The organism is Paenibacillus sp. JT31N17 (assembly GCF_056269255.1).
The window spans coordinates 17,216-41,702 of sequence record NZ_JBWDNP010000018.1 but is presented as its reverse complement, the minus strand read 5'-3'; the positions used below and the strand labels follow the sequence as shown (position 1 = coordinate 41,702).

At 56.9% G+C, this 24,487-nt stretch carries 19 protein-coding genes; 15 read left to right on the top strand and 4 right to left on the bottom strand.

The window, feature by feature from the left end; all coding sequences use genetic code 11:
• Window positions 1–121: 121 nt before the first annotated feature.
• The 4 genes from speE (at window position 122) to AC0YOB_RS32925 (ending at window position 2,875) form a co-directional block, all read left to right on the top strand.
• Window positions 122–949: a polyamine aminopropyltransferase gene (speE, locus tag AC0YOB_RS32940; RefSeq protein ID WP_475796471.1), complete on the top strand. Its 828-nt coding sequence runs from the start codon at window positions 122–124 to the stop codon at window positions 947–949.
• A 21-nt stretch (window positions 950–970) separates the two neighbouring features.
• Window positions 971–1,840 carry an agmatinase gene (gene speB / locus AC0YOB_RS32935; RefSeq protein ID WP_475796386.1) on the top strand — a complete coding sequence of 290 codons (870 nt, stop codon included), beginning with the start codon at window positions 971–973 and terminating at the stop codon, window positions 1,838–1,840.
• Window positions 1,841–1,946: 106 nt separating this feature from the next.
• Window positions 1,947–2,456, top strand: coding sequence for a DNA-deoxyinosine glycosylase (locus AC0YOB_RS32930; RefSeq protein WP_475796385.1), 510 nt, complete (start codon window positions 1,947–1,949; stop codon window positions 2,454–2,456).
• A gap of 173 nt (window positions 2,457–2,629) precedes the next feature.
• Window positions 2,630–2,875: a DUF7667 family protein gene (locus tag AC0YOB_RS32925; RefSeq protein ID WP_210046172.1), complete on the top strand. Its 246-nt coding sequence runs from the start codon at window positions 2,630–2,632 to the stop codon at window positions 2,873–2,875.
• 46 nt (window positions 2,876–2,921) lie between these two features.
• Here AC0YOB_RS32925 and AC0YOB_RS32920 read toward each other — a convergent pair whose 3' ends face one another.
• Window positions 2,922–4,106, bottom strand: coding sequence for an N-acetylglucosamine-6-phosphate deacetylase (locus AC0YOB_RS32920; RefSeq protein WP_475796384.1), 1,185 nt, complete (start codon window positions 4,104–4,106; stop codon window positions 2,922–2,924).
• Window positions 4,107–4,109: 3 nt separating this feature from the next.
• A complete protein-coding gene (locus AC0YOB_RS32915) occupies window positions 4,110–4,889 on the bottom strand; it encodes a glucosamine-6-phosphate deaminase (protein ID WP_475796383.1) in 780 nt (259 codons plus the stop codon).
• Between the two features lie 181 nt (window positions 4,890–5,070).
• On the opposite strand from AC0YOB_RS32915, the gene AC0YOB_RS32910 reads away from it, so the two are divergent.
• The 8 genes from AC0YOB_RS32910 to AC0YOB_RS32875 all read left to right on the top strand — a co-directional run bounded on the left by AC0YOB_RS32910 (window position 5,071) and on the right by AC0YOB_RS32875 (window position 17,908).
• A complete protein-coding gene (locus AC0YOB_RS32910; RefSeq protein WP_475796382.1) occupies window positions 5,071–5,694 on the top strand; it encodes a hypothetical protein in 624 nt (207 codons plus the stop codon).
• Window positions 5,684–8,995 carry an ATP-binding protein gene (locus AC0YOB_RS32905; protein ID WP_475796381.1) on the top strand — a complete coding sequence of 1,104 codons (3,312 nt, stop codon included), beginning with the start codon at window positions 5,684–5,686 and terminating at the stop codon, window positions 8,993–8,995. The genes AC0YOB_RS32910 and AC0YOB_RS32905 overlap by 11 nt, the downstream gene beginning before the upstream one ends.
• Complete coding sequence (locus tag AC0YOB_RS32900; RefSeq protein WP_475796380.1) at window positions 8,992–10,209, top strand: ATP-binding response regulator; 1,218 nt, start codon at window positions 8,992–8,994, stop codon at window positions 10,207–10,209. Before AC0YOB_RS32905 ends, AC0YOB_RS32900 begins: the two co-directional genes overlap by 4 nt.
• Window positions 10,206–10,871, top strand: a complete 666-nt coding sequence (locus tag AC0YOB_RS32895; RefSeq protein WP_475796379.1) for a response regulator — start codon at window positions 10,206–10,208, stop codon at window positions 10,869–10,871. Before AC0YOB_RS32900 ends, AC0YOB_RS32895 begins: the two co-directional genes overlap by 4 nt.
• A 153-nt stretch (window positions 10,872–11,024) precedes the next feature.
• Window positions 11,025–11,651, top strand: a complete 627-nt coding sequence (locus tag AC0YOB_RS32890; protein ID WP_475796378.1) for a glycoside hydrolase domain-containing protein — start codon at window positions 11,025–11,027, stop codon at window positions 11,649–11,651.
• Between the two features lie 8 nt (window positions 11,652–11,659).
• Window positions 11,660–12,655, top strand: a complete 996-nt coding sequence (locus AC0YOB_RS32885) for a hypothetical protein (protein ID WP_475796377.1) — start codon at window positions 11,660–11,662, stop codon at window positions 12,653–12,655.
• A gap of 23 nt (window positions 12,656–12,678) precedes the next feature.
• Complete coding sequence (locus tag AC0YOB_RS32880; RefSeq protein ID WP_475796376.1) at window positions 12,679–14,223, top strand: hypothetical protein; 1,545 nt, start codon at window positions 12,679–12,681, stop codon at window positions 14,221–14,223.
• 40 nt (window positions 14,224–14,263) lie between these two features.
• Window positions 14,264–17,908, top strand: a complete 3,645-nt coding sequence (locus AC0YOB_RS32875) for a hypothetical protein (protein WP_475796375.1) — start codon at window positions 14,264–14,266, stop codon at window positions 17,906–17,908.
• 1 nt (window position 17,909) lies between these two features.
• On the opposite strand, the gene AC0YOB_RS32870 is transcribed toward AC0YOB_RS32875, so the two are convergent.
• Both AC0YOB_RS32870 and AC0YOB_RS32865 read right to left on the bottom strand, forming a co-directional pair.
• Entirely contained in the window at window positions 17,910–18,737 is an 828-nt protein-coding gene (locus tag AC0YOB_RS32870) for a S8 family serine peptidase (RefSeq protein WP_475796374.1), read from the bottom strand.
• Window positions 18,738–18,793: 56 nt separating this feature from the next.
• Window positions 18,794–19,939: an ROK family protein gene (locus AC0YOB_RS32865; protein WP_475796373.1), complete on the bottom strand. Its 1,146-nt coding sequence runs from the start codon at window positions 19,937–19,939 to the stop codon at window positions 18,794–18,796.
• 488 nt (window positions 19,940–20,427) lie between these two features.
• Here AC0YOB_RS32865 and argS (AC0YOB_RS32860) point away from each other — a divergent pair, with 488 nt between their 5' ends.
• The 3 genes from argS (AC0YOB_RS32860) (at window position 20,428) to argS (AC0YOB_RS32850) (ending at window position 24,445) form a co-directional block, all read left to right on the top strand.
• Window positions 20,428–22,149 carry an arginine--tRNA ligase gene (argS, locus tag AC0YOB_RS32860; protein WP_475796372.1) on the top strand — a complete coding sequence of 574 codons (1,722 nt, stop codon included), beginning with the start codon at window positions 20,428–20,430 and terminating at the stop codon, window positions 22,147–22,149.
• Window positions 22,150–22,232: 83 nt separating this feature from the next.
• Entirely contained in the window at window positions 22,233–22,715 is a 483-nt protein-coding gene (locus tag AC0YOB_RS32855) for a YwiB family protein (protein ID WP_475796371.1), read from the top strand.
• Window positions 22,716–22,765: 50 nt separating this feature from the next.
• On the top strand, window positions 22,766–24,445 hold the full coding sequence (gene argS, locus AC0YOB_RS32850) for an arginine--tRNA ligase (RefSeq protein ID WP_475796370.1): 1,680 nt from the start codon (window positions 22,766–22,768) through the stop codon (window positions 24,443–24,445).
• Window positions 24,446–24,487: the final 42 nt, after the last annotated feature.

Here is a 24,487-nt window from a genome sequence, read left to right as displayed (position 1 = left end):
TTGCATTTTCGCGGGGTTCTACTATAATACAGATTGAACCATTGACGAGGTAGAATGGGCCGTATGAACCATGAGGATATCATTTGAGCCTGTATATAAAATGAAGGTAGGGACAACCATTATGGAATTGTGGTACACCGAGAAACAAACCGAAACCTATGGCATTACCGCGAAAATAAAAGAAACCTATGTTAGCGAGCAAACCGACTTTCAGAAGCTGGACATGATCGAAACCGAAGAATTCGGCACGATGCTCGTTCTGGACGGCATGGTCATGACAACGGACAGGGACGAGTTCGTTTATCACGAAATGGTTGCGCATCCCGCGCTGGTTACGCATCCCAATCCTAAAAATGTGCTGGTAGTCGGCGGCGGAGACGGCGGCGTAATCCGCGAGATCATGAAGCATCCGAAGGTGGAGAAGGCTGTACTGGTCGATATTGACGGCAAGGTTATTGAATATTCGAAGAAATACCTGCCTAACATTGCAGGCGAGCTGGACAACCCCCGTGTAGAGGTTATCGTGAACGACGGCTTCATGCATATTCATGATCACAAGAACGCATATGACGTCATTATGGTGGATTCCACCGAGCCGGTTGGTCCGGCTGTCAACCTGTTTACCCGCGGCTTCTACCAAGGCATCTACGATGCGCTCAAGGAAGACGGCATTTTCGTTGCGCAAACGGATAACCCTTGGTTCAAAGCGGATCTGATCGAAAGCGTCAACCGCGATGTGAAGGAAGTATTCCCGATCGTCCGCGTATATTGGGCGAATGTGCCGACTTATCCGAGCGGTCTGTGGACCTTTACAATGGGCAGCAAAAAATATGATCCTCTTGAGGTGGACGAGTCCGCAATTCCGGAAATCGACACCAAATATTACACCCCGCGCCTGCACAAAGCGGCTTTTGTACTGCCTAGATTCGTGGAAGACCTTATTAAGTAGGGCAGAGAGGATAACAACCATATGAAACTGGATCAAAAATATTCCGGCAATGTGTTCATTCTCAGCTCCGAGGATTACGCCGCTTCCAAGGCTGTTATCTACGGCATGCCGATGGACTTTACCGTCTCGTTCCGTCCGGGCTCGCGTTTTGGACCGCCGCGCATCCGCGAGGTATCCGTCGGCCTGGAGGAATACAGCCCTTATTTGGACCGCAGTCTGGAGGATATCGAATACTTCGATGCGGGCGATCTGCTGCTGCCGTTCGGCAATGCGGCGCGTTCCCTTGATATCATTGGCGAATTCGTTCGCGATGTGCTGAAGGACGGCAAGATGCCGGTGGGCCTTGGCGGCGAGCATCTCGTATCCTGGCCAATCTTTCAGGAGGTTTATGCCAAATATCCGGATCTTGCTATCATTCATTTCGATGCGCATGCCGACCTCCGCGAGCAGTATGAAGGAGAGCCGCTGTCCCACTCGACTCCACTGCGTAAGGCGGCTGGCCTGATCGGCGGCAACAATATCTATCAGTTCGGTATCCGCTCGGGCTCGCGCGAGGAATGGCAGTTTGCCCGCGAGAACATCAATTTCCATCCGTTCGAGGTGCTTGAACCGCTTAAGAAGGTGCTGCCCGAGCTTGCGGGCCGTCCGGTCTACCTGACGATCGATATTGATGTGCTTGACCCTTCCTGCGCGCCGGGTACCGGTACCGCGGAAGCGGGCGGCATCACGTCGAAGGAATTGATTGAATCCGTACATGCCATCGCGCGCGCGGGCATTAACATCGTGGGCTGCGACCTCGTTGAGGTGGCTCCGGCGTATGATCCGACCGAGCAAACCCAGATCGTGGCGGCGAAAGTGATCCGCGAGATTCTGCTCGGGTTTATCAAGTAGATTCTTTTATAAACGTGCTATTGCAGCCGATATTCCGGTATTGAACCCGGCTATCGGTTGTTTTTGTTTTCAGATGCTTCAGATGCAAAAATGGAGGTGTGTGTGAATGGAGGTTCAATCGTTTCCGCCGATTATTGACGGGCAATCGACATTGCTGGTGCTGGGCAGTATGCCGGGCACCGCTTCGCTGGCGAAGCATCAGTACTACGGCCATCCGCGCAATCATTTCTGGCCGGTGCTGTATGGTTTGGCGGGGCTTGCGGTTGCCGGGGATTATGGGCAGCGGTTGGCTTTTGCGCAGGAGCGGGGCGTTGCGCTGTGGGATGTGATCGCAGCCTGCGAGCGTGAGGGCAGTCTGGATTCCAGCATCCGCGAAGCCGTTCCCAATGATTTGCCGGGGCTGCTGGCTGAATATCCCGCTATCCGCGCGCTCGCCTTCAACGGAAACAAGTCATATGACACGTACAAGAAGCATTTTGCCGGGCATGCCATGAACGACAGAGTGAGCCTGCTGCGCCTGCCGTCTACAAGTCCGATCCCGACAGCCCGGATGCGGACGACAGAGGACAGAATTGAAGCGTGGCAGCCCATCGTAGACTATATGCGGATGCCATGACAGATGCCGAATATGAGAACGCAGCAGGCCGTCTCTGTATAAAGTGATCATACCAGCATCAATATATCCTCTGGATGAAGGCTTCTGCCAGGTTCTTCCCTTCATTAATCTGCGGGCAGGAAGATTTTGTTCTTCTTTTGGCCATAATGGCTGGTAGAGGAGGCGAAAAGCAGATGGGAATTTTTCCGATACATGAGCGCTTGGCGGAGCTGTGGACCCTGAAAGGGCGGCGCCGCTTAAGCGAAGAGGAGCAGGCTGATTTTGAGCACTGCATGGCTGTCAATGCTTCTTACTGCAGGCAGCTGGCTAATTTGTACAATCTATCGCTGCTTGCGTCCATGACGGGAGATACACAGTGGCAGCACGAGATTTGCGAGAAAATCGAGAAGCTGGACGGGCGGCCGTCGCCGCGCCTCTGAAACGAAGCCGGAACTGAGCCGCCGCCATCGTCGCCGCGTGCAGCACTTAATGGTCCGCTTGCGGACGTGTATAGACTAAGCTGCCGTGCTTATACGTCTGCAGGACATTCAACTGATGGCCCGACCATTCGAACGCCACCAGATCCGCAGGGGCGCCAATCGTCAAGCCGCCCGCTGATGCAAGTCCCATGAGGGCAGACGGGTGAATCGAGGCCATATCGCAAGCCTCGGAGAGGGGGGCAATCCCTCTTCCCGCGATATGGCTTATTCCGCGATGCAGCATTTGGGCCGATCCTGCAAGCAAGCGGGGATTTTGCTCCAGATGCAATCTTCCCTCCGGCGTCAGGACAACCCTTCCGCCAATATGGTTCTCATATGTTCCTGGGGCCATACCGCATAAATAAACAGCATCGCTGACGAGTATGGTTCGTTTTCCTTTGACGCTGCGGACGACTTTAAGCACGGAATCGGGCAGATGGAATCCGTCGGCGATAATGCATGTCCACAGCTCCTCCTCGGCCAGCTGCGCCCATAAATAGTTCGGATGGCGGGGCAGCATCAGATGCGCGCCATTGCCCAGATGCGTCGATAAGCGGGCGCCGGCTGCGGCAGCCTCTCTGATCTGTTCCTCCGCAGCCGCTGTATGGCCAATGGAGACCTGCACGCCCGTCTTCGCGCACTTCTCGATAAAGCTTGCCGTACCCGGCCATTCCGGCGATAGCGTAATCAGTTTGATTTTCCCCCGGGCAGCGTCCTGCCAGCGCTGAAACAGCTCCCAGTCGGGAGCTTTGGTATGTGATTGGCCATGTGCGCCCCGGGGGCCGTCCTCCGGAGATATAAAAGGTCCCTCCAGGTGAATCCCCGCAACTCCGGCCTCAGACACGGGATCCTCGAGACAGTCCCCGGCAATTCTGCGGACCGCCTGTTCAATGGCGTCGTCCCCGTTGGTAATGACCGTCGGGTAATACGAAGTAACACCTTCCTCCCACAAAGCCCTCGTCACCTGCATGGTGGTCTCTTTTGCAATGGGAATCGTGTTGAAGTCCAGTCCCCTGCAGCCGTTGATCTGCAGGTCGACGAAGCCTGGCGCAAGCCAGGGCAGCAGCTCGTCGCCGGCAGTCCGCTCTTCCCGATGAATCCCGCTGATGACGCCGCTCTTCATGGTCACGGCAAATGGCTCGCCGCTTATATAATGAATTCCCCGGATAACCGTCGTTTCTGGATAGGACATCTCTCAGTCCTGCTTTCCATACGAGTCGGTGTCGGTATAAAGGGTGCAGTCCGGATGCCTGCGCAGAATGGAAGAAGGGCAATCCGTCGTGACAGGGCCGTTCAAGGTCGCTGCGACAGCTGCCGCCTTCGTCCGGCCCGGCACCATACAGAACAAGTGGGCTCCGGAGAACAGGGCGGGAATCGTCAGAGTAATGGCGTGAGTGGGAACAGCGTCCAGATTGGGGAAGCAGCCGTCGTTGACCTGCTGCTGCCTGCAGATCTCATCCAGCTCGACGCTTTTCACAAATACATTATCCTTAAAGTCGGCAACCGGCGGATCATTGAAGGCAATATGCCCGTTCTCCCCGATGCCCAGACAGACAATATCAATTGGCTGCTGCTGCAGCAAAGAGGCATAACGCAGGCATTCCTCCACTGCGGAGGAGCTGCTGTCAATCAGATGAACCGTGCCGGGATGAACCAGATCGAAGAGCCCGTTGCGCAGAAATGCGCTGAACCGTTCCGGCGCCTCTGGAGATAATCCGATATATTCATCCATATGGAAGGCGGTAACGCGGGACCAGTCCAGGCCGTCGGTCGTGCGGAGCGCTTGCAGGAATTCATTCTGGGAAGGCGCCGCGGCAAAAACCATGCGAATCCCGTCCTGCTTCGCCAGGAGCTCCTTCATCTTGGCCGCTGCCGCTTCAGCGGCCGAGTGGCCCATTGCCAGCCGATTCTCATAAACCTCCACCTTCAACAGCTCGACAGTCCGGTTTTTTACAAGCCCTTTAGTTAAGCTCATTCCGATCATCCTCCCTTGTCCGTCAATTTGTCCTACATTAGGACTAATTGCTATTAAAGTATCATGCGCGCCTCTGCCCGTCAATCCTTTTTCTCTGCTGGAAGTTCCCTCTCCACGGTCAATCAATGTTTTGATAGAATAGGATGACAGCTAAAATTTTCCACCGAAGGGAAGGGGATTTATGAACAGCAGGCGCGTTACTTATGACGAAATCAAAGGAAAACTGCAAACGGGGGATTTGCTGCTTTGCCACGGAATCTTTCCCGAAGCGATCCAGGTAGAGGCGGTCGAGGGCTCGCTCTGGTCGCATATCGGCATGGTCGTCAAGCTGCCGGACGTGGAAGAGCTGCTGTTCTGGGAATCCACCACGACACAGACGCTTCCGGATGTGGAGCTGCACCATATCAAGACAGGACCGATGCTTGTGCTGCTGCGGGAGCGCATCGCGACGGATGTCAGCGATCAATACGATGCCCTGTTCGCCTTCCGCCTGCTGGAGGGGGACCGGAACGCGCAAATCCCGGATAAGCTCACGCAGTTTATCAACGAGGTGCACGGAGCGTCGTTCCCTTCGCTCGAACGGATGGCCTTTGAGCTGCTGGAAGGAAAGCTCCATATCCAGGCAGGCACATCCAGCTTTTTCTGCAGCGAGCTGGTGGCTGAAACCTATATGCGCCTGGGCATCATGGACCGTTCTGAGCCGTCCAACAGCTATCAGCCGATCGATTTCTCGAACAGAACCGACCTGCCGCTGAATGCCGGCTATCGGTTAAGCGACGAGCTGCTTCTCCTCAATGATGTCTAAAACCATGCGGCTGCTGACGCTGCTTGCCCTTGTCATTATCGGGCTGGCCGGCTGCAGTATGGCTTCAAGCGGCGGGGAGCCGCATCCGGATTCCCGGGCGAAGGCCGGCACCCTCGACTTGTCGGGCTGGGACTTTCAGCGGGAAGGGGCGGTTTCCCTAGGCGGAGAGTGGGAATTTTATTGGTCGCAGCTGCTGACGCCGGATGATTTTCGGGAGCCCAGGAAGCCCGGACTTACCGGATATTTTACATCACCAGGATATTGGAATCGCGAGGCGGTGAAGGATCTCAGCTTCCCTGCCGGCGGTTATGCGACGCTGCGTCTGCAGGTTCATGTGAAACCGGAAGAAAGCGCCCTGGCGCTTAAGATAAATAATATTTTTACGGCTTACCGGATATGGGTTAACGGCGAGCCTCTTGCGTCTGCAGGGACAGTCGGGACGGATGCGAAGAGCGCGGTTGCCAGACAAATCGTGCAAACGGCGCCGATTCGCCTGTCTTCCGGTCAAGATATGCTGGAAATTGTAGTACAGCTGTCGAATTACAGCTACACGAAGAGCGGCTTCCAGAACAATATACAGCTCGGCACTTCGGCACAGATCGAAACGTTATACAGAAAGAATATGGAGGGGACATTTGTCTCGTTCGGAGCCTGCACCATTATGGCGCTTTACCATCTGGTGCTGTTCATTCTGCGGAGGCGTGAGCGTTCCGCCCTGTATCTGGGAATCTTTTCGCTGCTTGTGGCGATCCGCATTCTGTTTGTCAATGACCGGTACATTTACAACTGGTTCCCGGGCCTGAATTGGGAGCTGTTTTGCAAAGTTCCTTATGCCGTATTCTTCTTTGGTCTTGTCATGATTGCCATGTTCGTACAGACGTTATATCCGCGGTATTTTGCCCGCAGGGCGGTTACGGTTACCCAGGCGGCGGGCGGCGGCGCGACGCTGTTTTGCTTGCTGACCCCGCAGCGGTGGTATGACAAAATATTGATACCGTTCGAGTTATTCACCTGCGCCCTGATCGCATATACCTTATTTGTACTGGTTCGGGCGATGCGGGACCGGCAGGCGGGCACGCTGGTTTTTCTGATCGGTTATGCCGCTTTGGCGGGAACCATTCTGCATGATTTTCTATACATGAGCGAGAAGACGCATCTGGGATCGCTGGCTCCTTATGGCTTGCTTGTTTTCATCTCGATGCAGTCGCTCATTCTGGCACGCAGATTTGTCCGGGCGTTCACCGAAGTCGAGCAGATGTCCAGCAGGCTGCTCGCTATGGATAAGCTGAAGGACGAGTTTCTTGCCCAAACGTCCCATGAACTGAGAACTCCTCTTCACGGCATGATCGGACTATCCGAGTCGTTGATCGACGGGGTGGCCGGGGAACTGCCGGATCAGGCTGTCCGCAACCTGCAGCTTGTCATCGCGAGCGGGCGGCGGCTGGCCACTCTGGTGGGGGACGTGCTGGATTATGCCCAATTAAACAACAGAGAGCTGAAATTGCACCGGGCGGAAATCGATTTGCGCAGCGTCGTCGGCACGGTGCTGCAGCTGAATGAACCGACGCTGCCCGGGAAGAAGGTCAAGCTGGTCAACGAAGTGCCGGAGCAGCTTGCCGTGCTGGCCGACGGGAACCGGCTGCAGCAAATTTTGCATAATCTGATCGGGAATTCGGTCAAATTTACGGAATCTGGCAGCATTACGGTCACCGCCTCGGCTCTTGGGGATGAAGTGGAAATACGGGTGACGGATACGGGAATGGGCATTCCGGATGAATTGCGGGAACGTATTTTTACCGCTTATGAACAGGGAGAGGGCGCTGCGCACGAAGGCACGGGGCTTGGTCTCTCCGTTACCAAGAAGCTCGTCGAGCTGCATGGGGGAAGGATCGGCGTGGATTCTCCGACCGGCGGCGGGGCAAGCATCGTCTTCACGCTGCAAAGGCCGTCCCGGCACCCTCAGCCGCAGCGGACTGAGACTTTCGAGAGCCTGCCGGCAGACATCGCCGCCGTTCAAGCAAGCGGCGTAACGCCGCAGGAGTCATGGGAGACAACGGCAGGTGGCAAAAGCGGACGCCCGGAACGGATCCTGATCCTGGATGACGATCCGGTCAATCTTCAAGTGCTGCGCAATCATTTGACGATGGCAGGCTATACCGTTATCGAGGCGTCAGACCCGATCCAGGCGCTTCATCTCATCGAGGGCGGCGATAAGCCGGATCTTGCGGTGCTCGACGTCATGCTTCCCAAAATGACAGGCTTCGAAGTATGCTCGCGCATTCGCAGGCTGTATTCGGCCAACGAGCTGCCGGTCATTTTTTTAACGGCCAAGCCGCTGGACAGCGATTTAATCGAAGGCTTCGACGCCGGCGCCAACGACTATGTGACGAAGCCCGTCGTCAAGCGCGAGCTGATGGCGCGAATTCGGCTGCATCTGCAGCTCGCGAAATGGAACCAGACGCTGGAGCAGCGGGTGAAGGAGCGGACCGAGCAGCTCGAGGAGACGCTGGCCTCCCTCCGGCAGGCGAGAAACCGGCTTATCCAGTCGGAGAAGCTTGCTTCGCTTGGCGAGCTCGTGGCGGGCGTTGCGCATGAAATCAACACTCCGGTCGGGATTGGCGTGACGGCATCATCCCATTTGGTGGAGAGGTCGAAGGAGCTGCTGGACAGCTACAGTCAGGGAGTGCTGCGGCGGAGCGATCTGGAAGCGTATTTTGCCGAGTGCGGGGAGACGGCATCCATCCTGCTGGATAATTTACAGCGCACCGAGAAGCTGATTTCCAGCTTCAAGCAGGTTGCCGTTGATCAGACGTTCGAGCAGCGGCGTTCATTCCGGGTGAAGGCCTATATCGGTGATATTTTGCTGAGCCTTTCGCCAAAAATAAAGCAAAGCCGTCACCGGATCGTCCTGAACGTCGACGACTCGCTGGAGATTGACGGGTACCCGGGCGCTTTATTCCAAATCATCACGAACTTGCTGTTGAATTCGCTGCTGCATGCATACGACGAATCGCAGGAAGGAACGATTGTCATTCGGGCTGAATCCGATGGACAGTCGCTGATCGTCACCTTCTCGGACGACGGCACGGGCATCGAGCCCCGCTTACTGCCGCGGATCTTCGATCCGTTCGTCACGACCAAACGCGGCCAAGGCGGGACCGGTCTTGGTCTTAGCATCGTGTACAACCTGGTGGTGCAAACCTGGGGAGGTACGATTGTGTGCGACAGCGTCCCGGGCTATGGGACAGCGTTTCAGATGGTGCTGCCATTACAAAGCGTACAGATGGAGGGAGCGGGATGAACGATACGGTTTTAGAGGCTTCCGATATGCTGCTGCTGCCTGATGAAGAGCCGGCGGATCAGGAGGCGGTCCGCTATTGGAAATTTTTGATTGTCGACGATGACCGGGATATTCACAGGGTAACGAAGCTGGTGCTGGAAAGACATATGTTCGAGGGCAGAAAATTGCAGTTTATCAGCGCGTACTCCGCTTCCGAAGCGATCGGGTTTCTGGGGAAGCATCCGGATATTGCCGTGGTGCTGCTTGACGTTGTAATGGAGCGGGACGATTCCGGACTGACGCTCGTCAGGGTTTTGCGCGAGGAGCTGGGCAATCAGCTTGTCCGCATCATTCTGCGGACGGGTCAGCCGGGGCAGGCGCCGGAGCATACGGTCATTCGAGCCTACGATATCAGCGATTATAAGGAAAAAACGGAATTGACCAGCACCAAGCTGTTCAGCACGGTGTACACCTCGATCCGCACCTACCAGTTTCTCAGCGGAGTCGTCGCCGACAAGGAAACCCTGGAGGAGAAAGTGCGCGAGCGGACGCAGGAACTGGAGCTGCGGGCGAGAGAACTGCAGGCATCCATTCGGCAGGCTTACGAGGCGATGATGGAAATCTCGGTGCTGGAGGAACGCAACCGCATCGCCAGAGACATTCACAACGTCGTCGGCCATACGCTTACGACGGCTGTGGTGCAGCTCGAAGCAGGCAAATATCTGATCGAAATCGACGCATTGCGGGCTTCGGAAAAAATGGAGCTGGCGCAGCAGCTCGTCCGCAAAGGTCTGGACGAAATCCGCAGCTCTGTCCATCAACTGGCCGAGCAGCGGGAGACAATCGATCTGCATAAGGACCTTGAACGGCTTGTCCGGGAGACCGAGGCGTACGCGGGCGTTCAAATCAACTGCCGGATCGAGCCGCTGCCGCAGCTGACGTTCTATCAAATCAAGCTGATCTGCCATGCGCTGCAGGAAGGGCTGACGAACGGCATCCGCCATGGGAGAAGCACCTGCTTCCATTTCCGGCTGACCTGCGGCGGCGGCCTCATCGATTTTACTCTCCGCAACAACGGTCTGGATCCTGATGGCTTCCGCTACGGATTCGGCCTCACTGCGCTGCGCAACCAGGTGGAGTTTGTGCATGGCACGTTAGCTTTGCAGGCGGCTGCGGATGAAGGCGCGGAGCTGCGCATCCGGCTGCCGGTACCGGAATCGGGGCAGGGAACATGATGCCTTTGCGCATATTGATTGTCGACGATCAGGCGCTGATGAGGGACGGCCTGCAGACGATTCTGGAGCTCCAGCCTGATTTGGAGGTGGTCGGCACGGCGGAGAACGGTCTTCAGGCGCTTGAGACCGCCCGTGCGACGAAGCCGGATGTGGTTTTGCTCGATATCCAGATGCCTGTCATGAACGGAATTGAATGCACGAAGCGGTTGAAGGAAGAATCGCCGGATACCGTGATCCTTCTGCTTTCTACCTTCGCCGAGGATCAATATATCCTGGACGGTCTCGGCCACGGAGCCAGCGGTTACCTGCTGAAGGACATGGAGGGCAGGCGCCTGATCGAGGCGATACGCGACGCCGCAGCCGGGCAGCTGATGATGCCTGCCGTTATCGCCGCCAAGCTGGCTGCGAATTTGACCAGGCTTTCGGCGGCCACGGAGCTTACAAGCGGTTCTCTTCAAGCCATTCAGAACGAAATCCGCCTGACCGGGCGCGAGGCGGAAATCTCAAGTCTTATGGCGCAGGGGCTGACCAACAAGCAAATTGCCAAAGCGCTGTATATGCATGAGGGCACCATCCGCAATTATGTCAGTGTCATTTACTCGAAGATCGGGGTAAGCGACCGGGCGAAGGCGATGCTTGTGCTGAAACAGTTGCAATTATAAATAGCGATAGACACGCCGGCCCTTATCAGGGCCGGTTTTTTTCTTGTCATATGACAAGAATCCCGACATCCGTAACTGTCGGGATGACAATCATTCCCTGTATAACTGAATCAGAAAGACTATTTAATCCAAAGGAAGAAGGGAGGAGCGTCAATGGGAAAAGGCGTCGATACGACGGTCAACTGCCATTCGCTCGCCGCTGCCATCAAGGAAGCGGGTTATGACTTTGTATGCAGGTATTACAACCGGAACAACCCGGGCAAGAATGTGACCCGCAAGGAGGCGGAGGCTTTGTCCGGGGCGGGACTGCATCTCGTTGCGGTATGGGAGAACGGATTTCCCGCTTCACCGGACTATTTCTCGTATGATGCCGGGAAAAGGGACGGCTGCGATGCCCACCGGTATGCCCGTTCCATCGGTCAGCCTGCGAACACGCCGATTTACTTTACCGTTGATTTCGATGCCTCGCAGGAGGAGCTGTCCGGTGCTGTAAGCCGGTATATGCAGGGTGTCATCGAATCTTTCCGTGAGGAAGCAGCGGCTGGAACGTCGTATGACATCGGCATCTACGGGTCCGGTCTTACCTGCCGGCATATGCGGGATGCTTTTGGCGGCGGCATTGCATACGCCTGGCTGGCCGAATCAAGGGGCTGGAGCGGTTATGATTCGTTCAGCGATTGGAATATCAAGCAGCTGGCGGGCGCTATGGTAGCGGGCATACCGGTCGACACGAATATAACTTCGGGCCGCGGCGGCGGCTTCCAGGTGCAGGGAGAGTGACCGGAACGATGGCACAAGTGCGGCTTGCACCTTCGCCGAAGAAGATCGGCTTCACCGGAGCTGCCGGTCTGCTCGCCATTTTATTGCTGCTGCTCATTCTTCCAGGCGTCCTGGCCTATGTGAATCTGGCCAAACCGGAGACCAAAACACTCGTTATCGAGCTGGAGCAGCAGCTCTTCGGCAGGGAGCTGACGATGCAGGAACTCTCTGATATCCCATTGATGAAAACCGAAGTAAACCGGATTCTGGCCGCGCTCCAGGCCGACCCGAAGCCAGCCGCTGCCCATGCGGCGCAGAAACAGGCGGCTGATCTAAGCAAGCAGGTAAGCCGCGGCCAGGGCGCTTTGTGGATCGGATCGGTCGCGCTCATCTCCTGCTTTTTTATGATCGTCAGCTTGCGCATAACGGGGAGACCGCTGGGTCTGCTCGTGAATGAACGCAACTTAATCAGCTTGTCGAGATTTCAGACGGTGCTTTGGACGATCGTGCTGCTGTCCGCTTATTACACCGCAGCATCGCTGCGCATATACGGGCTGCAGGATATCGGGAACGCCCTCAATATCGCGATGGATTGGCACTTATGGGCGCTTATGGGCATCAGCTTCACTTCGTTGGTCGCAACGCCGCTCATTCATACGACCAAGCAGGCCAAGACGATTTCCCCTGACGAGGCCGATAAGCTTCAGCCCGCGGACCTCGAAGGAAGCGATGGCATTTTGTACGCCAATGCGAACTTTTCCGATGCGTCATGGACCGATATGTTCAAGGGGGAAGAAGTGAAGAACGTGAATATTGTCGACATGGCGAAGCTGCAGATGTTTTTCTTCACGATCATTGCCGCGGCCAGCTATGCCGCGCTGCTGCTGCAGCTGTTCAACAGCCGGGCTCCCGGTGGTCTCACTGAATTTCCGGCCGTCAGCGAAGGCTTGCTGGCACTGCTGGGCATCAGTCACGCCGGATATTTGACCAGCAAAACGATTGACCGGACGAAGAGCACACCCTAACTTTTGCAAAGGAGAGATTGAATATGAACGACAGTAAAAATCTGCTTACGGACTTCGATTTGTGCCTGGCGATTTCCCAGAAGGCGATCAACAGCCAAATGGCTTATGCGTGGAAAGCGTGGAAGCGGCGGAAGCAATTTAGCGACACGCTGGACATTTATCCGAAGAAGAATGACGGCACTCCATCCAGATTCGGCTTGACGGCCGAAATCGCTCCGCTCGAGGTGAGCCTGAATGTAGAGGACGGGAAGCTCGGCCAGGTGAAGGTGACTTTAACATTGAAATCGGGCAATGTCCATTACTATGACGAGGACGAGGAGCAGGCTGCGGATCAAGCGATTTCCAACTGGAGCTTATCGTTCATTACGGATTTGGACAAAAAGCCGGTCGATCTCGAGACGATCGCCTCGATTGATCCGGCCGCGTACGAAACGGCCCAGAAAACGATCGATGCCAGCGGGCTGCCGGATGATGTCTTTTCCATCGAATATTTATTTATGAAGCTGATGGAAGTCGATCTGCTCCTGTCGGACAACAAGAACGTCTCCATACCGGCCGCCGTCTCCCAATATGCCCGCACCAGAACGCTGAGCTGTCTCAACAATCTGCTTCAAGGCGAAATGGGCGAATTTATGCTCGGTACCGTCGTGCGGCGCAACACCAAGCATCAGACCCCGACGTTTGCGATGACGGACTTCGTGTTTGACGTTCATGCCAATTGGAAGGCGGCTGACGCTGCGACGCTCAGTTATCTCGGAATGTTCTCGGGACGGAATCTGCCGGATGATAGTAATGCGGCGCGGATCAAGCTTTCAGATGACTGGATCAATCCGGCGATGATCGACGGTACGCAGGGACTCGTATCCGGCATCATGGCGATACGCAAGGAAGTGCTGCTGGACAATTATCTGATGCCGCAATTTATGAAGGAGCTTGGCGCAAGTCCCGTTGTCGACGGCTTGAAGCGGCGCTTTGTCTTCCAGGATTCCAGCAGCCATAAGAGCCGGGATCTCGTTGACCGGAAGGTGGAGCAGTCCCGCAGCTATTGGCTCGAAATCGCAATCGTCCCGGGGACGAACCGTCTGGATATCTCGGGCAGTATCGATGGATCGTTCTCGTATACGGAGCATACGCTGGGTCCTCTCGGCACGGAAACGGCCCGATTGGAAGCAGCGGGAAATCAGCCTGTCAGCGGGTCCGTTATGCTGACGACTCCGGGAGGAACATCCGATTTTTCCGTGAATTCGCAGCTGAATTACAGCATCGGCGATTTCAAGCAGACCAAAGACGATGCCAGCGGCTTCGGCGTCGTGGAGAACGGCGTATCCTGGATACCGAAGCTGCTTGGCATCAGCAAAGGAACCATGCTGGAGATGCTGGGCGGAATCGTCGCCGATAAAGTGAGCGTACTGCATACCGCGCTGCAAAATGCTCTGGGCCATGTGGAAGTCGACATGGCGCAAAGCCACTTCATCCCACCGGGCGGCGGCGTGTTCGCGTTCCAGAATCTTCGTTTTTCCAGCCAAACCGGCGATCTGCTGCTGGACGTCATTTATAAAGCGCCATGATGAACCGATTGATAATCTTGAACAGGAAGGGAGTCTCGCAATGAACAAACCGCGAGTGGTACGATTATCCGCTAATGATGTGAGTGGGAATTCCATACAGTTTACCGTTTCGAACGATATTATCGATCATATGGAGGCGGCCCGCACGTTTGGCCGCGAGGACTTGGCCGATCCGGCTGCACACGGGAGATTTCAACGGCGCGTTATTGCGCTGCCCGACCGCAAATCCGGCGTTGTGACGCCGATGGTGCTGACGATCGGCAATCAGAACGGGCTTTATCTTGTGCGTCAAGACCATAAGGCGGACAGCGGCTGGGGCTTGGCCGATCTTGGCGCGTCGCTTGCTTCCGCTGTGGGAGGGGCGCCGCAGGTGCGGGCCGTCGGCGCCGGCTGGACCGATGACGACCGCATCACGATCGCCGTAGCGGTCGATGCCGGTCCCGGCCAGACGCAAAGCCGCATATTCGCAGCCTATAACTTATCCAGCGCAAGCAGCGACTGGGAGCAGATCGCCTGGTCGGACTGCGGGACAAGGGAAAATGTCCGCGTTGAAGGGATTCGGGTATTGGATGAAGGCGATAATTTGTGGACGGTCGTGCTGGCAGGCAGCAGGGGGCCAAGCGAGGCCGTGTATCTGCTGCGCAGTGACAGAGCAGCATCATTCGCAGGCGCGCTCGTTTTTAATCCGGCCGTTACGCTGGAAGAAGTTCTTGATTTTGAGGCTGGCGTTCATCCGACATACGGAGGAGGGCTGCATGTGCTGGGCATAGGCAGCGGCGACCGCGTGCTGGCCTTCCGGCCATTCCCCGAATACGACGGCGGGGGCAAGCCTGCAACCATACCTCCCGTCGTGGGTTTGCCCTGCCCGGCTGGAGCTAATGTCCTGGAGACGGGCGTCATGACGGAGAACGGCACAAATTTATATATTGGCGGACAGGGCCTGCACCTGATCCCTGCTGCGGAGCTGGATAATGCCGAGGACGCCAGGGTCAGACAGATTGTCGCTCCGGAGGCGTCGGCGAATGTACAGGATGTGATCGTCGGCGAGGCAGCGGACGGGAGTGTCTCCCTGTGGGCGCTGCTGCAAAATGGCGATTTGAATGTCGTCAAGCGTCCGAATGCGGACACGGATTGGGAACCACCCTTACGGCTGCGGAGCGGAGTGCAGGAAATGGCGCCGGTCCCGGGAGACCGACATACGACGGCATCGGTTCTGGCGGTATATACCGATGCCCATGCGGGATACATCTGGCAGGATAACAGAACCGGCGTCTGGCAGGAAAGCCCCTTGCATGTATCCGATCCGGACCAGGTGATGCAGGTAACGTGCTACGGAACCTCGCTTCGCGTCCTGGATGACGCAGGTGCGCCGAAGCGGGCGGTTAAAGTTTCGGTGACGGCATCCGTGCTGTCCAGCGTTTCGCTCAATGGAGATGCCGTGATGCTCGGCCCTGGCGCGGCTGTCGATACGCTCACCGATTTGAACGGCGGCGTCAGCCTGTTCAACCGGGTGAAGTCGCTGACTCCGGCCGTCTATCGTTTCTCCGTTGACGGCGTCGACGGCCACATCGACGTCAATCCGGCATCCGGGGTGTTCGACCGGTTCAAATCGATGACAGCGGATGAGCTTCGCGCCGCGACGGTGAAGACGCCAAGCGGCGACATGCCGCTGCTGCCGGACAACTTCCGGACCGGCCCGGACAAGGGGCAGGTGGATGCGGTAGCCGCCTCGCTCAATCAGGCGGCCGGACTCGCCCTCTCCTCGAACGGAGCCGCTCCGGATGTGCGGACAGCTCCGGCCGGCGCCCCATTCAGCTCTGTGCTGCGGGCAGATGCATTGTCCGATGCGTACCGCTGGGGCATTCAATCGGATGCGCAGGGCGTGCGCGTTATCCACGACGACGCCATTTCGAAGCTGATCGGGGCCGCGGAAAGCGCCGAGCATTTCTTCGTCAATCTTGGCCATACGATTGCCGACTTCTTCGAGGGGATCGGGGAGAAAATGAAGGAGGGCTTGACCTTCGTGCTTCATAAAGCGGAAGGCGCGTTCCAATTCATATGCGCCATCGGCGACAAGATTAAGAAATTCGTGCTCGCAACGCTCGAGGAAGCGGGTGCTTTCTTCAAATGGTTATGGGCGCAGGTAAAGACGGGGCTGGAGAAGCTGTGGGATTACTTGAAATTTCTGCTCGAGTGGGAAGATATCGTGCTGGTCCGCAGAGCAATGGTGGAGGCGGCGGATGAAGCGTTGACATCCCTGAAACAATCCGTCGGCCGCATGAAGACGGCAGCGGCGGGCGGTTTCGACAAAGCCATTGCGCAAATCGGACAATGGCGGGCGGCGGGCGGCGCCGCTCCGGTGAAGCCGAGCCGACCAGGTCCGGGACAAAGCATTATCGACGATATTGGCAAAGCGGCCGCTCCGATCCAGAAGCTGCTGGACGAGGTGAGCGGCAACAGCGTGGTCGGATGGGTCACGCAGAAAATCGGAAAGCTCGCCGATGATATCGTCCATGTGGAAGGTCCGGACGTGACGGAAGAGGCGATGGCGGCGGCGGAGCAGTTCGTGGAGGGGCTCTTGGGCGATGAGATGAGTGATCTTCTGACCATGTGGGATAAGCTGCAGACGGACATCGGCCGGCTGTTCGACGGTGCGATGCCGAAGCCGGGAGAGCTCAGTTTCGGAACGGTTAAAGAGGTGCTTGTTGCAGTGGGAACGGATGTGCTCGAGGGCGTACTGGCGGGCTTGCGCGATTTTGTTCTGCGGACCCTCGACTTGATGCAGAATCTGATCGGAGTCGCCCGCGACGCGCTGTTCGCGAAAGTGAGGTTTCCGTTTATCGAGAAGCTGGTGGAGTTCGTCGCGCCGGGCGCCCATATCGACACCTCGTTCCGGATGATTGACGGCGTGATGATGCTTTGCGCCATTCCGGCCACCATAGCCTACAAGCTCATGCTGGGAGAGGCGCCTTTCAAGAAAGGTGATATCATTCCGCTTTCGTTCGGGAATGTAACCGTTCAGTCGGGGGTTGACGGGCTGCGCAAATTTTCGTGGGCGGGCGGACTTGTAGGTTCATTCATGAGCATGATTCTTACGGGATATCAGTTATACGTGCAGGGCAATGTTGTAAGCGAAGGAGGCAGTTCGAAGCCGGCTGAAGCTTGGCAGCTGTGGCTTGGCGCAGGATTAGGCGTGCTGGGTCTGGCAACGGAAGCGCTGGGCATGCATGTGAACAAGGGCGAGGAGGTTGAGGCCATGGAATGGACGATGCTGGCCATTACGGGCATCCTGTCGGTCAAGACGGTTGCGCTCCTCGTTGCGGGAAATAAGAAAGAGGCTCCTGATCGCAAAAAGCTGCAAAAAGCCGGCTCCGGCATCGAGGTCGTCGGCAAAGTCATCCACTTCATAATGCGCACGGCCGTGTTCGGAAAGGTTATCGATGATGACAGCAAATCAAGCTCATCTTCCGCGGGCGACGAGAAGTCGACGGAATCGCTGGCATGGATCCAAAGCTTGTTCGATCACCTGGGAGCGGCGCTCGTATCGTCCGCCAATCTGGACGACGACGAGGAAACGAAGGCGATCCTGCTCGCAGCGGGCGAGGGCGGTAAAGGCCTCTCCTTCGTGCTTAATCTGATCCGTGTGCCGATTACAGCCCAGAAGCAGCAGCTCCTGACCAATTAAATTAATCCAGGAACAGCTCGCCAGGATCGATCACAGGCCAGAGAAGGCCGTTCTCGTCAGCGGCTTCCCGGCCGAAACGGAGCAGCCGCCCGACCAGCGCATCGACCGAAGCATCCGGATCAGCCTGCCGCAATGCGGCAAAGCATCCGGAGACAACAGCGGCAGCGCCGCTTGTCTCTCCCGGATCTCCGGGCCGGGTGAACAAGGTTGTGCTGCAGCCTGTATGAAGACTTTGATGAAGGCGCTGGCTCGTGTTTGCGAGCCGGACGCCTTCTTCCCCGTTGTCGAGCGCGCCTGCGCTGACGGTTTCACGGAGAATGGCAGGCCACGCCATGCCGTGAAGGCTGCGGCCGCGGTGCTCCGGGTACCAGTTGCCTGCGGCGGTTACCGTGGGGATGCCCGCTTCGCGCAAAGCAGCAACCTGCCGCTGCAGCGTCGATCCGCGCAGCGGCTCATCCGAGATGCGGTGACTCGAATCGGCGAAGGCGGCGCAGACGACGCCGATGCCGAGCTCTTCCCTGTGCTCTATGATCCACGCCAGGGCAGATTCAATCATGGCCGTATCGCGTAATACGCCGCGCCGGTTCATCAATTTCACCGGCAGAAGCCGGGAGCCGGGGGCAATCCGGGCAATCGTAGCCGCTACGGCGGTACCGTGTCCGGCATAATCGCGGGTGTCCCCGCTGCCGCCGTCGCCGCTGAGGTTGACTCCGGGCAGCATGGCGGTACCGTGGTGCAGCCGATCCGGGTCAATCCCGGAATCGATGACGGCTACGACGACTCCCGTAGTGGAGGAGAACGGACTTTCTGCAGCTCCGCTGATCAACATGGCAAGGGACCTTCTTTCCAATTAAGAATAGTGAGCACCTGAACAACTTGACCCGTTTACTCCTTCTCGAAATCCAGCACGACCGCATATGCGGCGCCAATGCTTGCAGAGAACTCATTACGGATGAACTGCAGGCTCGTCTTTGCGAGCGGAATTCGCAGCGCTCTTCGCTGCATGGTCTGCTGGACCGCCAGCTTGAAGGGGTCGAGTGTGGCAAAAGGACTGTCGATGATGATGTTCTGCGGGTTCATCAGATTCACGATTTGGGCCAGCGCGAAGCCGATATGTTCACCGGATGCACGCAGCAGATCAAGGACGCATGCTTCATGCTGAAGTCTGGTCACCAGTGACAGCAGACTTTCTTCCGGATTCGCCGAGGGGCAGCTGGCGAACAGTTGTTCTCTCACCGCAGGCATGCTGACGAGCGTCTCCAGGCATCCCCGCTGTCCGCAGGCACACAGGGGTCCGTCCATCTGCACGCACAGATGACCGATTTCACCCGCAGTGAAGCTTGCGCCTTCATAGACGCGGCCGTCAATAATCTGGGCTCCTCCCACTCCTTGATCCACCCGCAGATAGAAGAGATTGCCGGAGCCTCCAGGGGGCAGGGGGACAGCAGACGAAGCCGCCAGCGCAGACGCTTTGACATTGTTCATGACGATGGTTTTCACCGGGAGGCCCTCATCCAGCCGCTCCTTGAGCCGAACGTCCCGCCAGTCCAGATGGGACGAGAAGTGCACAAGGCCCAAGTGGGGGTCGACCAGCGCAGGTATCGCCGCACCGATGCCGAGCGTCTGGGGGTATTTGTCGAGAAGCCCGCCGCACAAGCCGATCAGCTGCCCGATAACAAGGTCCGCCTGCATGGACCGGATCGTCCATTCGCCGCTCTCCAGAATGGTGGAGCGGTAATCGGTGACGACAAACTGGCAGCTTGAATGGGCAATGGAAATTCCGATTGCGGTATGAAAAGCCGGAATCAGCTGCAGCTGGATTCTTGGCCGCCCTGCGCCGCTCTGCTCGTCCAGCCCTTTTTCCTCGACGATTCCCTGCTTGATGAAGCTGTCGATTATGAGCGAAATGGTGTTTTTGCTTAAGCCGAGCAGCTTGGACAGCTCCTGCCGGGAGTGATGTTCCCCGGTGCGAAGCAGCGCCAGGGTGCGTTTTTCATTGCGCTGCCGTAATAATGCGGTTCCTTTGCTCATTGATCCTGCCGTCCTCCAAATAAAATTGAAAATCCCGTTTGGTTCAGTTCAGTTTAGTATATGCTGTTCATGAAGCCGGCAGCAAGTCGCATGAATGGGCGGTTATACCTTCCCCTTGCAATTTCTCTTCGGATGCATATAATAAACAAATAACAGCTTACAAGCGATGAACGGGACAGTACTTTGCAAAGCGCTGCAAGCAGCGAGCCGGGGCGGTGAAAGCCGGTGCAGCGAGGCATGGGAAGCGGGCCCGGGAGTTGATTGTCCGAATGCGCCTGCCGCTGTAGGATAATCCGGTCACCCCGTTACCGTGTTCAAGCGGCCCCGCTAACGAGGAGAGGCAGCCGGCCAACCGGCCGGCCCCTTCTATTCAAGGCGGGAGCCAGAAGAGTGGTACCACGGACCAGACCTCCGTCTCTTTACAGAGACGGGGGTTTTTGTGTTTTTCAACATAAGCATCCGTTAAAAATCCGAAGGAGGAGAATAAGATGAATCTTTTGCTGAAATGGGCGGCAGAGCTCCTGCAGCCTCATACCGGGCTTTCGCAGGCGGAGATTGCTGTTGTGTTGGAGCTTCCCCCGAATCCGGCGCTTGGTGATGTGGCGTTCCCCTGCTACCTGCTGTCCCGCCAATGGAAGCGTCCGCCTGCAGCCGTCGCTGGGGAGCTTGCGCCGCTTGTCCGGGATCCGTCTGCCGGTGTGCTCGCAGAAGCCAAGGGTCCCTATTTGAATCTGTTTTTTGAACCTGCCCGCTTTGCTCCAAAGCTGTTTGAGACCCTATTGGACGGTGATTTTGCCAAGTCTTCGGAAGGAGAGGGGCAGCGGGTCGTCATCGACCTGTCCTCGCCCAATATCGCCAAGCCGTTTGGAGTGGCGCATCTGCGCTCAACGATGATCGGCCATGCACTCGCCAATCTCTACCGTTTGTCGGGGTATAAGGTGATGACGGTCAACCATATCGGGGATTGGGGAACGCAGTTCGGCAAGCTGATGGAGGCTTACACGCGCTGGGGCGACGAAGCGGCGCTTCAACGGGAGCCGATCCGCGAGAGCCTGCGTCTCTATGTGCTTTTTCATGAGGAGGCCGAGAGGGATCATTCGCTTGAGGATGCGGCGCGGCTCTGGTTCTGGAAGCTTGAGAACGCAGATGCGGAAGCAAAGCGGTTGTGGATGTTTTTCGTATCGTTCAGCATGAAGGAATTCGACAGGATGTATACGCGTCTTGGGGTTGCCTTTGACCATACGCTGGGAGAGAGCTTCTATAATGATAAAATGGCGGCGGTTGTGAGTCAGCTCACGGAACAGGGGCTTCTTGAGGAGAGCGACGGCGCTCAGGTGGTGCGGCTGGATGCAGAGGGTATGCCGCCCTGCCTCATTTTGAAATCCGACGGCTCGACGATTTATCCGACGCGCGATTTGGCCACCGCGCTGTACCGGAAGCGTGAGATGGGAGCCGACCGCCTTCTTTATGTGGTTGGTGCAGAACAGAAGCTTCACTTCCAGCAGGTGTTTGCCGTTCTGCAGCGGATGGGAATGGACGGCGTGGATCGCTGCGAGCATGTCGCCTTCGGATTAATGAAGTTCGAAGGCCGCAAGATGTCCACACGCAAAGGGCAAGTGGTCTTTCTTGACACGGTGCTCGATGAAGCGGTCGCCAAAGCGGAAGCGCTCATCGCCGATAAGAATCCGGAGCTTGCCGGCAGGCGGGAGATTGCCGAGGCTGTCGGCATCGGCGCCATTATTTTCGGCGATTTGAAGCACGGCAGGCAGCTGGAAGTGAATTTCTCGCTGGACGAGGCGCTTCGCTTTGAGGGGGAGACCGGTCCTTATTTGCAATATACCGCGGCAAGGGCGTATAAGCTGCTGGACAAGGGCGGCTTGACCATCGATGAAGCGATGCAGGCAGTTAAGGATGGCGCTCTGCAAAAGGAGGCAGGCTTCTTATCCCTTCCCGCCGCATGGACCTGTCTCAAAACCTTGACCGCCTATCCGGATGCCATCCGCGATGCGCTCAAGGCGAATGAGCCTTCTATCTTGGCCAGATATTTGCTCGACGCAGCCAAGGACTTCAACCGATTCTATCATCAGGAACGGATTCTATCGGAGACGCCGGAAGCGACTCGGGCGAAGCTTGTGCTTGTGGCTGCCTGCGCCAAGGTCATCCGCAGCGGGCTGACTGTGCTGGGTCTCCAGTCGCCCCGCCAGATTTAGCCGCTGCTTCCGGCGGCATTGAAATCCTTGTTGCTCCTGTATATAGTAGGTATCATAAGAAGCAGGACAGGAGACTAACGACGATGACAGGCAGAGCGAAAGTGCGAATCAAACTAACGAGCGAGCTCGACGGAGAACAGCAAAAGCATGCTTTCATCGGCGAATGGTTCCGCAAAGACCGCACCGTCTATGTCCGCTACGACGAATCCGATGAGAATGGCCAGGTGCGGACGGTCGTTCGCTGGCGCGAAGGCGAGCTCAGCGTCAAGCGTCACGGGGATGTGGAATCGGACCAGTCCTTTGCGGCCGGAGCGCGCCGCTCGGGGCATTACGCCTCGACGCATATCCGTTTCCAGCTGGAGACGGATACTACGCTGCTGTGGATGCAGTGCGGAGATATGGCCCAGGCGGAGCCTGCGGAGGAACCGCTGGCGCCGACGCTGCCCATGCTGCTGGAATGGCATTACAGACTGTGGGTAGACGAGCAGCCATCCGGGTTGTTTGTCATCCGGCTGCGTGCGGAAGAGCTGGAAGACGGGCATGCTTCCGTCCTGACGGAAGAATAGAAGTTTACCTGTTTAGTAATGCGAATGATGAAGAGGAGCTGGATCTTTTAATGGAAGCAAATGCGATTGATGTACTGGATATACTCGTAAAAGAAGCGATAGCGGATGCGGTGGTAGCTGCCGGGCTGGCGGCACGCGAGGAGCTTCCCTCCTTCGTGCTGGAAGTGCCCAAGGATAAGTCGCATGGCGATTTGGCGACCAATGCGGCCATGCTGCTCAGCAAGCTGGCCAAGAAGAATCCCCGCCAGATTGCGGAAGCCATACTCGCCCATCTGGATAAAAGCAAGGCATCCATACAGTCCGCGGAGATTGCCGGACCGGGCTTTATTAATTTCCGGATCGACAAGAGCTATCTCTATCCTGTGATCAGTCAGGTGCTGGGCCAAGGCCATGAATATGGCCGTGTGAAAGCAGGAGGCGGGCAGTCCGTCCAGGTCGAGTTCGTCAGTGCCAATCCGACGGGCAGCCTGCACCTGGGCCATGCCCGCGGCGCCGCTGTGGGCGATGTCCTTTGTAATCTGCTGGATTTCGCCGGCTACCGGGTCACACGGGAATATTACATTAATGATGCCGGCAAGCAGGTAGCGAACCTGGCTTACTCTATTGAAGCCCGCTATAAGGAAGCGCTCGGTCAGGAAGCCCAAATGCCGGAAGACGGTTACTATGGCGAAGATATTATTGGCTTTGCCAAGGCGCTGGCCGAGTCGGAAGGCGACCGGCTGCTGTCGATTCCGGACGATGAGCGTTTTGCATTCTTTCGCGCGTACGGCCTGGAGCGGGAGTTAAACAAGATCAAACGTGATCTGGCGGAATTCCGCGTCGAATTCGACGAATGGTACAGTGAGACGAAGCTGTATGAGAGCGGACAGGTCGAAGCGGCGCTTGAGGCGCTGCGTGAGCGTGGGCAAGTGTTTGAAGAGGAAGGCGCCACGTGGCTGTCCACGATGCCTTATGGCGATGACAAGAACCGCGTTTTGGTGAAAAATGACGGTTCCTATACCTACCTGACGCCGGATATTGCCTATCACCGGGATAAATTCGCCCGCGGCTACGACCGGATGATCAATATTTGGGGCGCTGACCACCACGGCTATATCCCCCGGGTCAAAGCAGCGATGGCTGCGCTGGGCAACGATCCGCAGAAGCTGGTTGTGCTGATTGCCCAGATGGTCAGCCTCTTCCAGAACGGCGAGAAGATGAAAATGTCCAAACGGACCGGCAAGGCGGTCACGATGGAGGATTTGATGGCGGAAGTGGGCATCGACGCCATTCGTTATTTTTTCTCCATGCGGAGCATGGACTCGCATTTGGACTTTGACATGGATCTGGCTATTTCGACATCCAACGAAAATCCGGTATTTTATGTCCAATATGCCCATGCGCGCATCTGCAGCATCTTCCGTCAGGCGCAGGAGCAGGACATTCAGCTTCAGTCGCCCGCATCGGTGGATCTGACCCGGCTTGCGACGGAGCATGAATTCGATCTGCTGCGCAAAATGGGCGAGCTGCCGCAGGAAATCGCGGAAGCGGCCGAGCAGTATGCGCCTCACCGGCTTGTCCGGTATGTCTATGAGCTGGCATCCCTGTTCCACAGCTATTACAAGGCGGAGCGGGTTATAACCGAGGATGCTGCCCAGACGCAAGCCCGTCTGGCGCTGCTGGCCGCAGTTCGTACAGTGCTATCGACGGTTCTGCGCCTGATTGGCGTCTCAGCGCCGGAACGTATGTAGATTTGGCAGCTGCCGCGCGTTGAATCGCAAGCAAACCGCAGA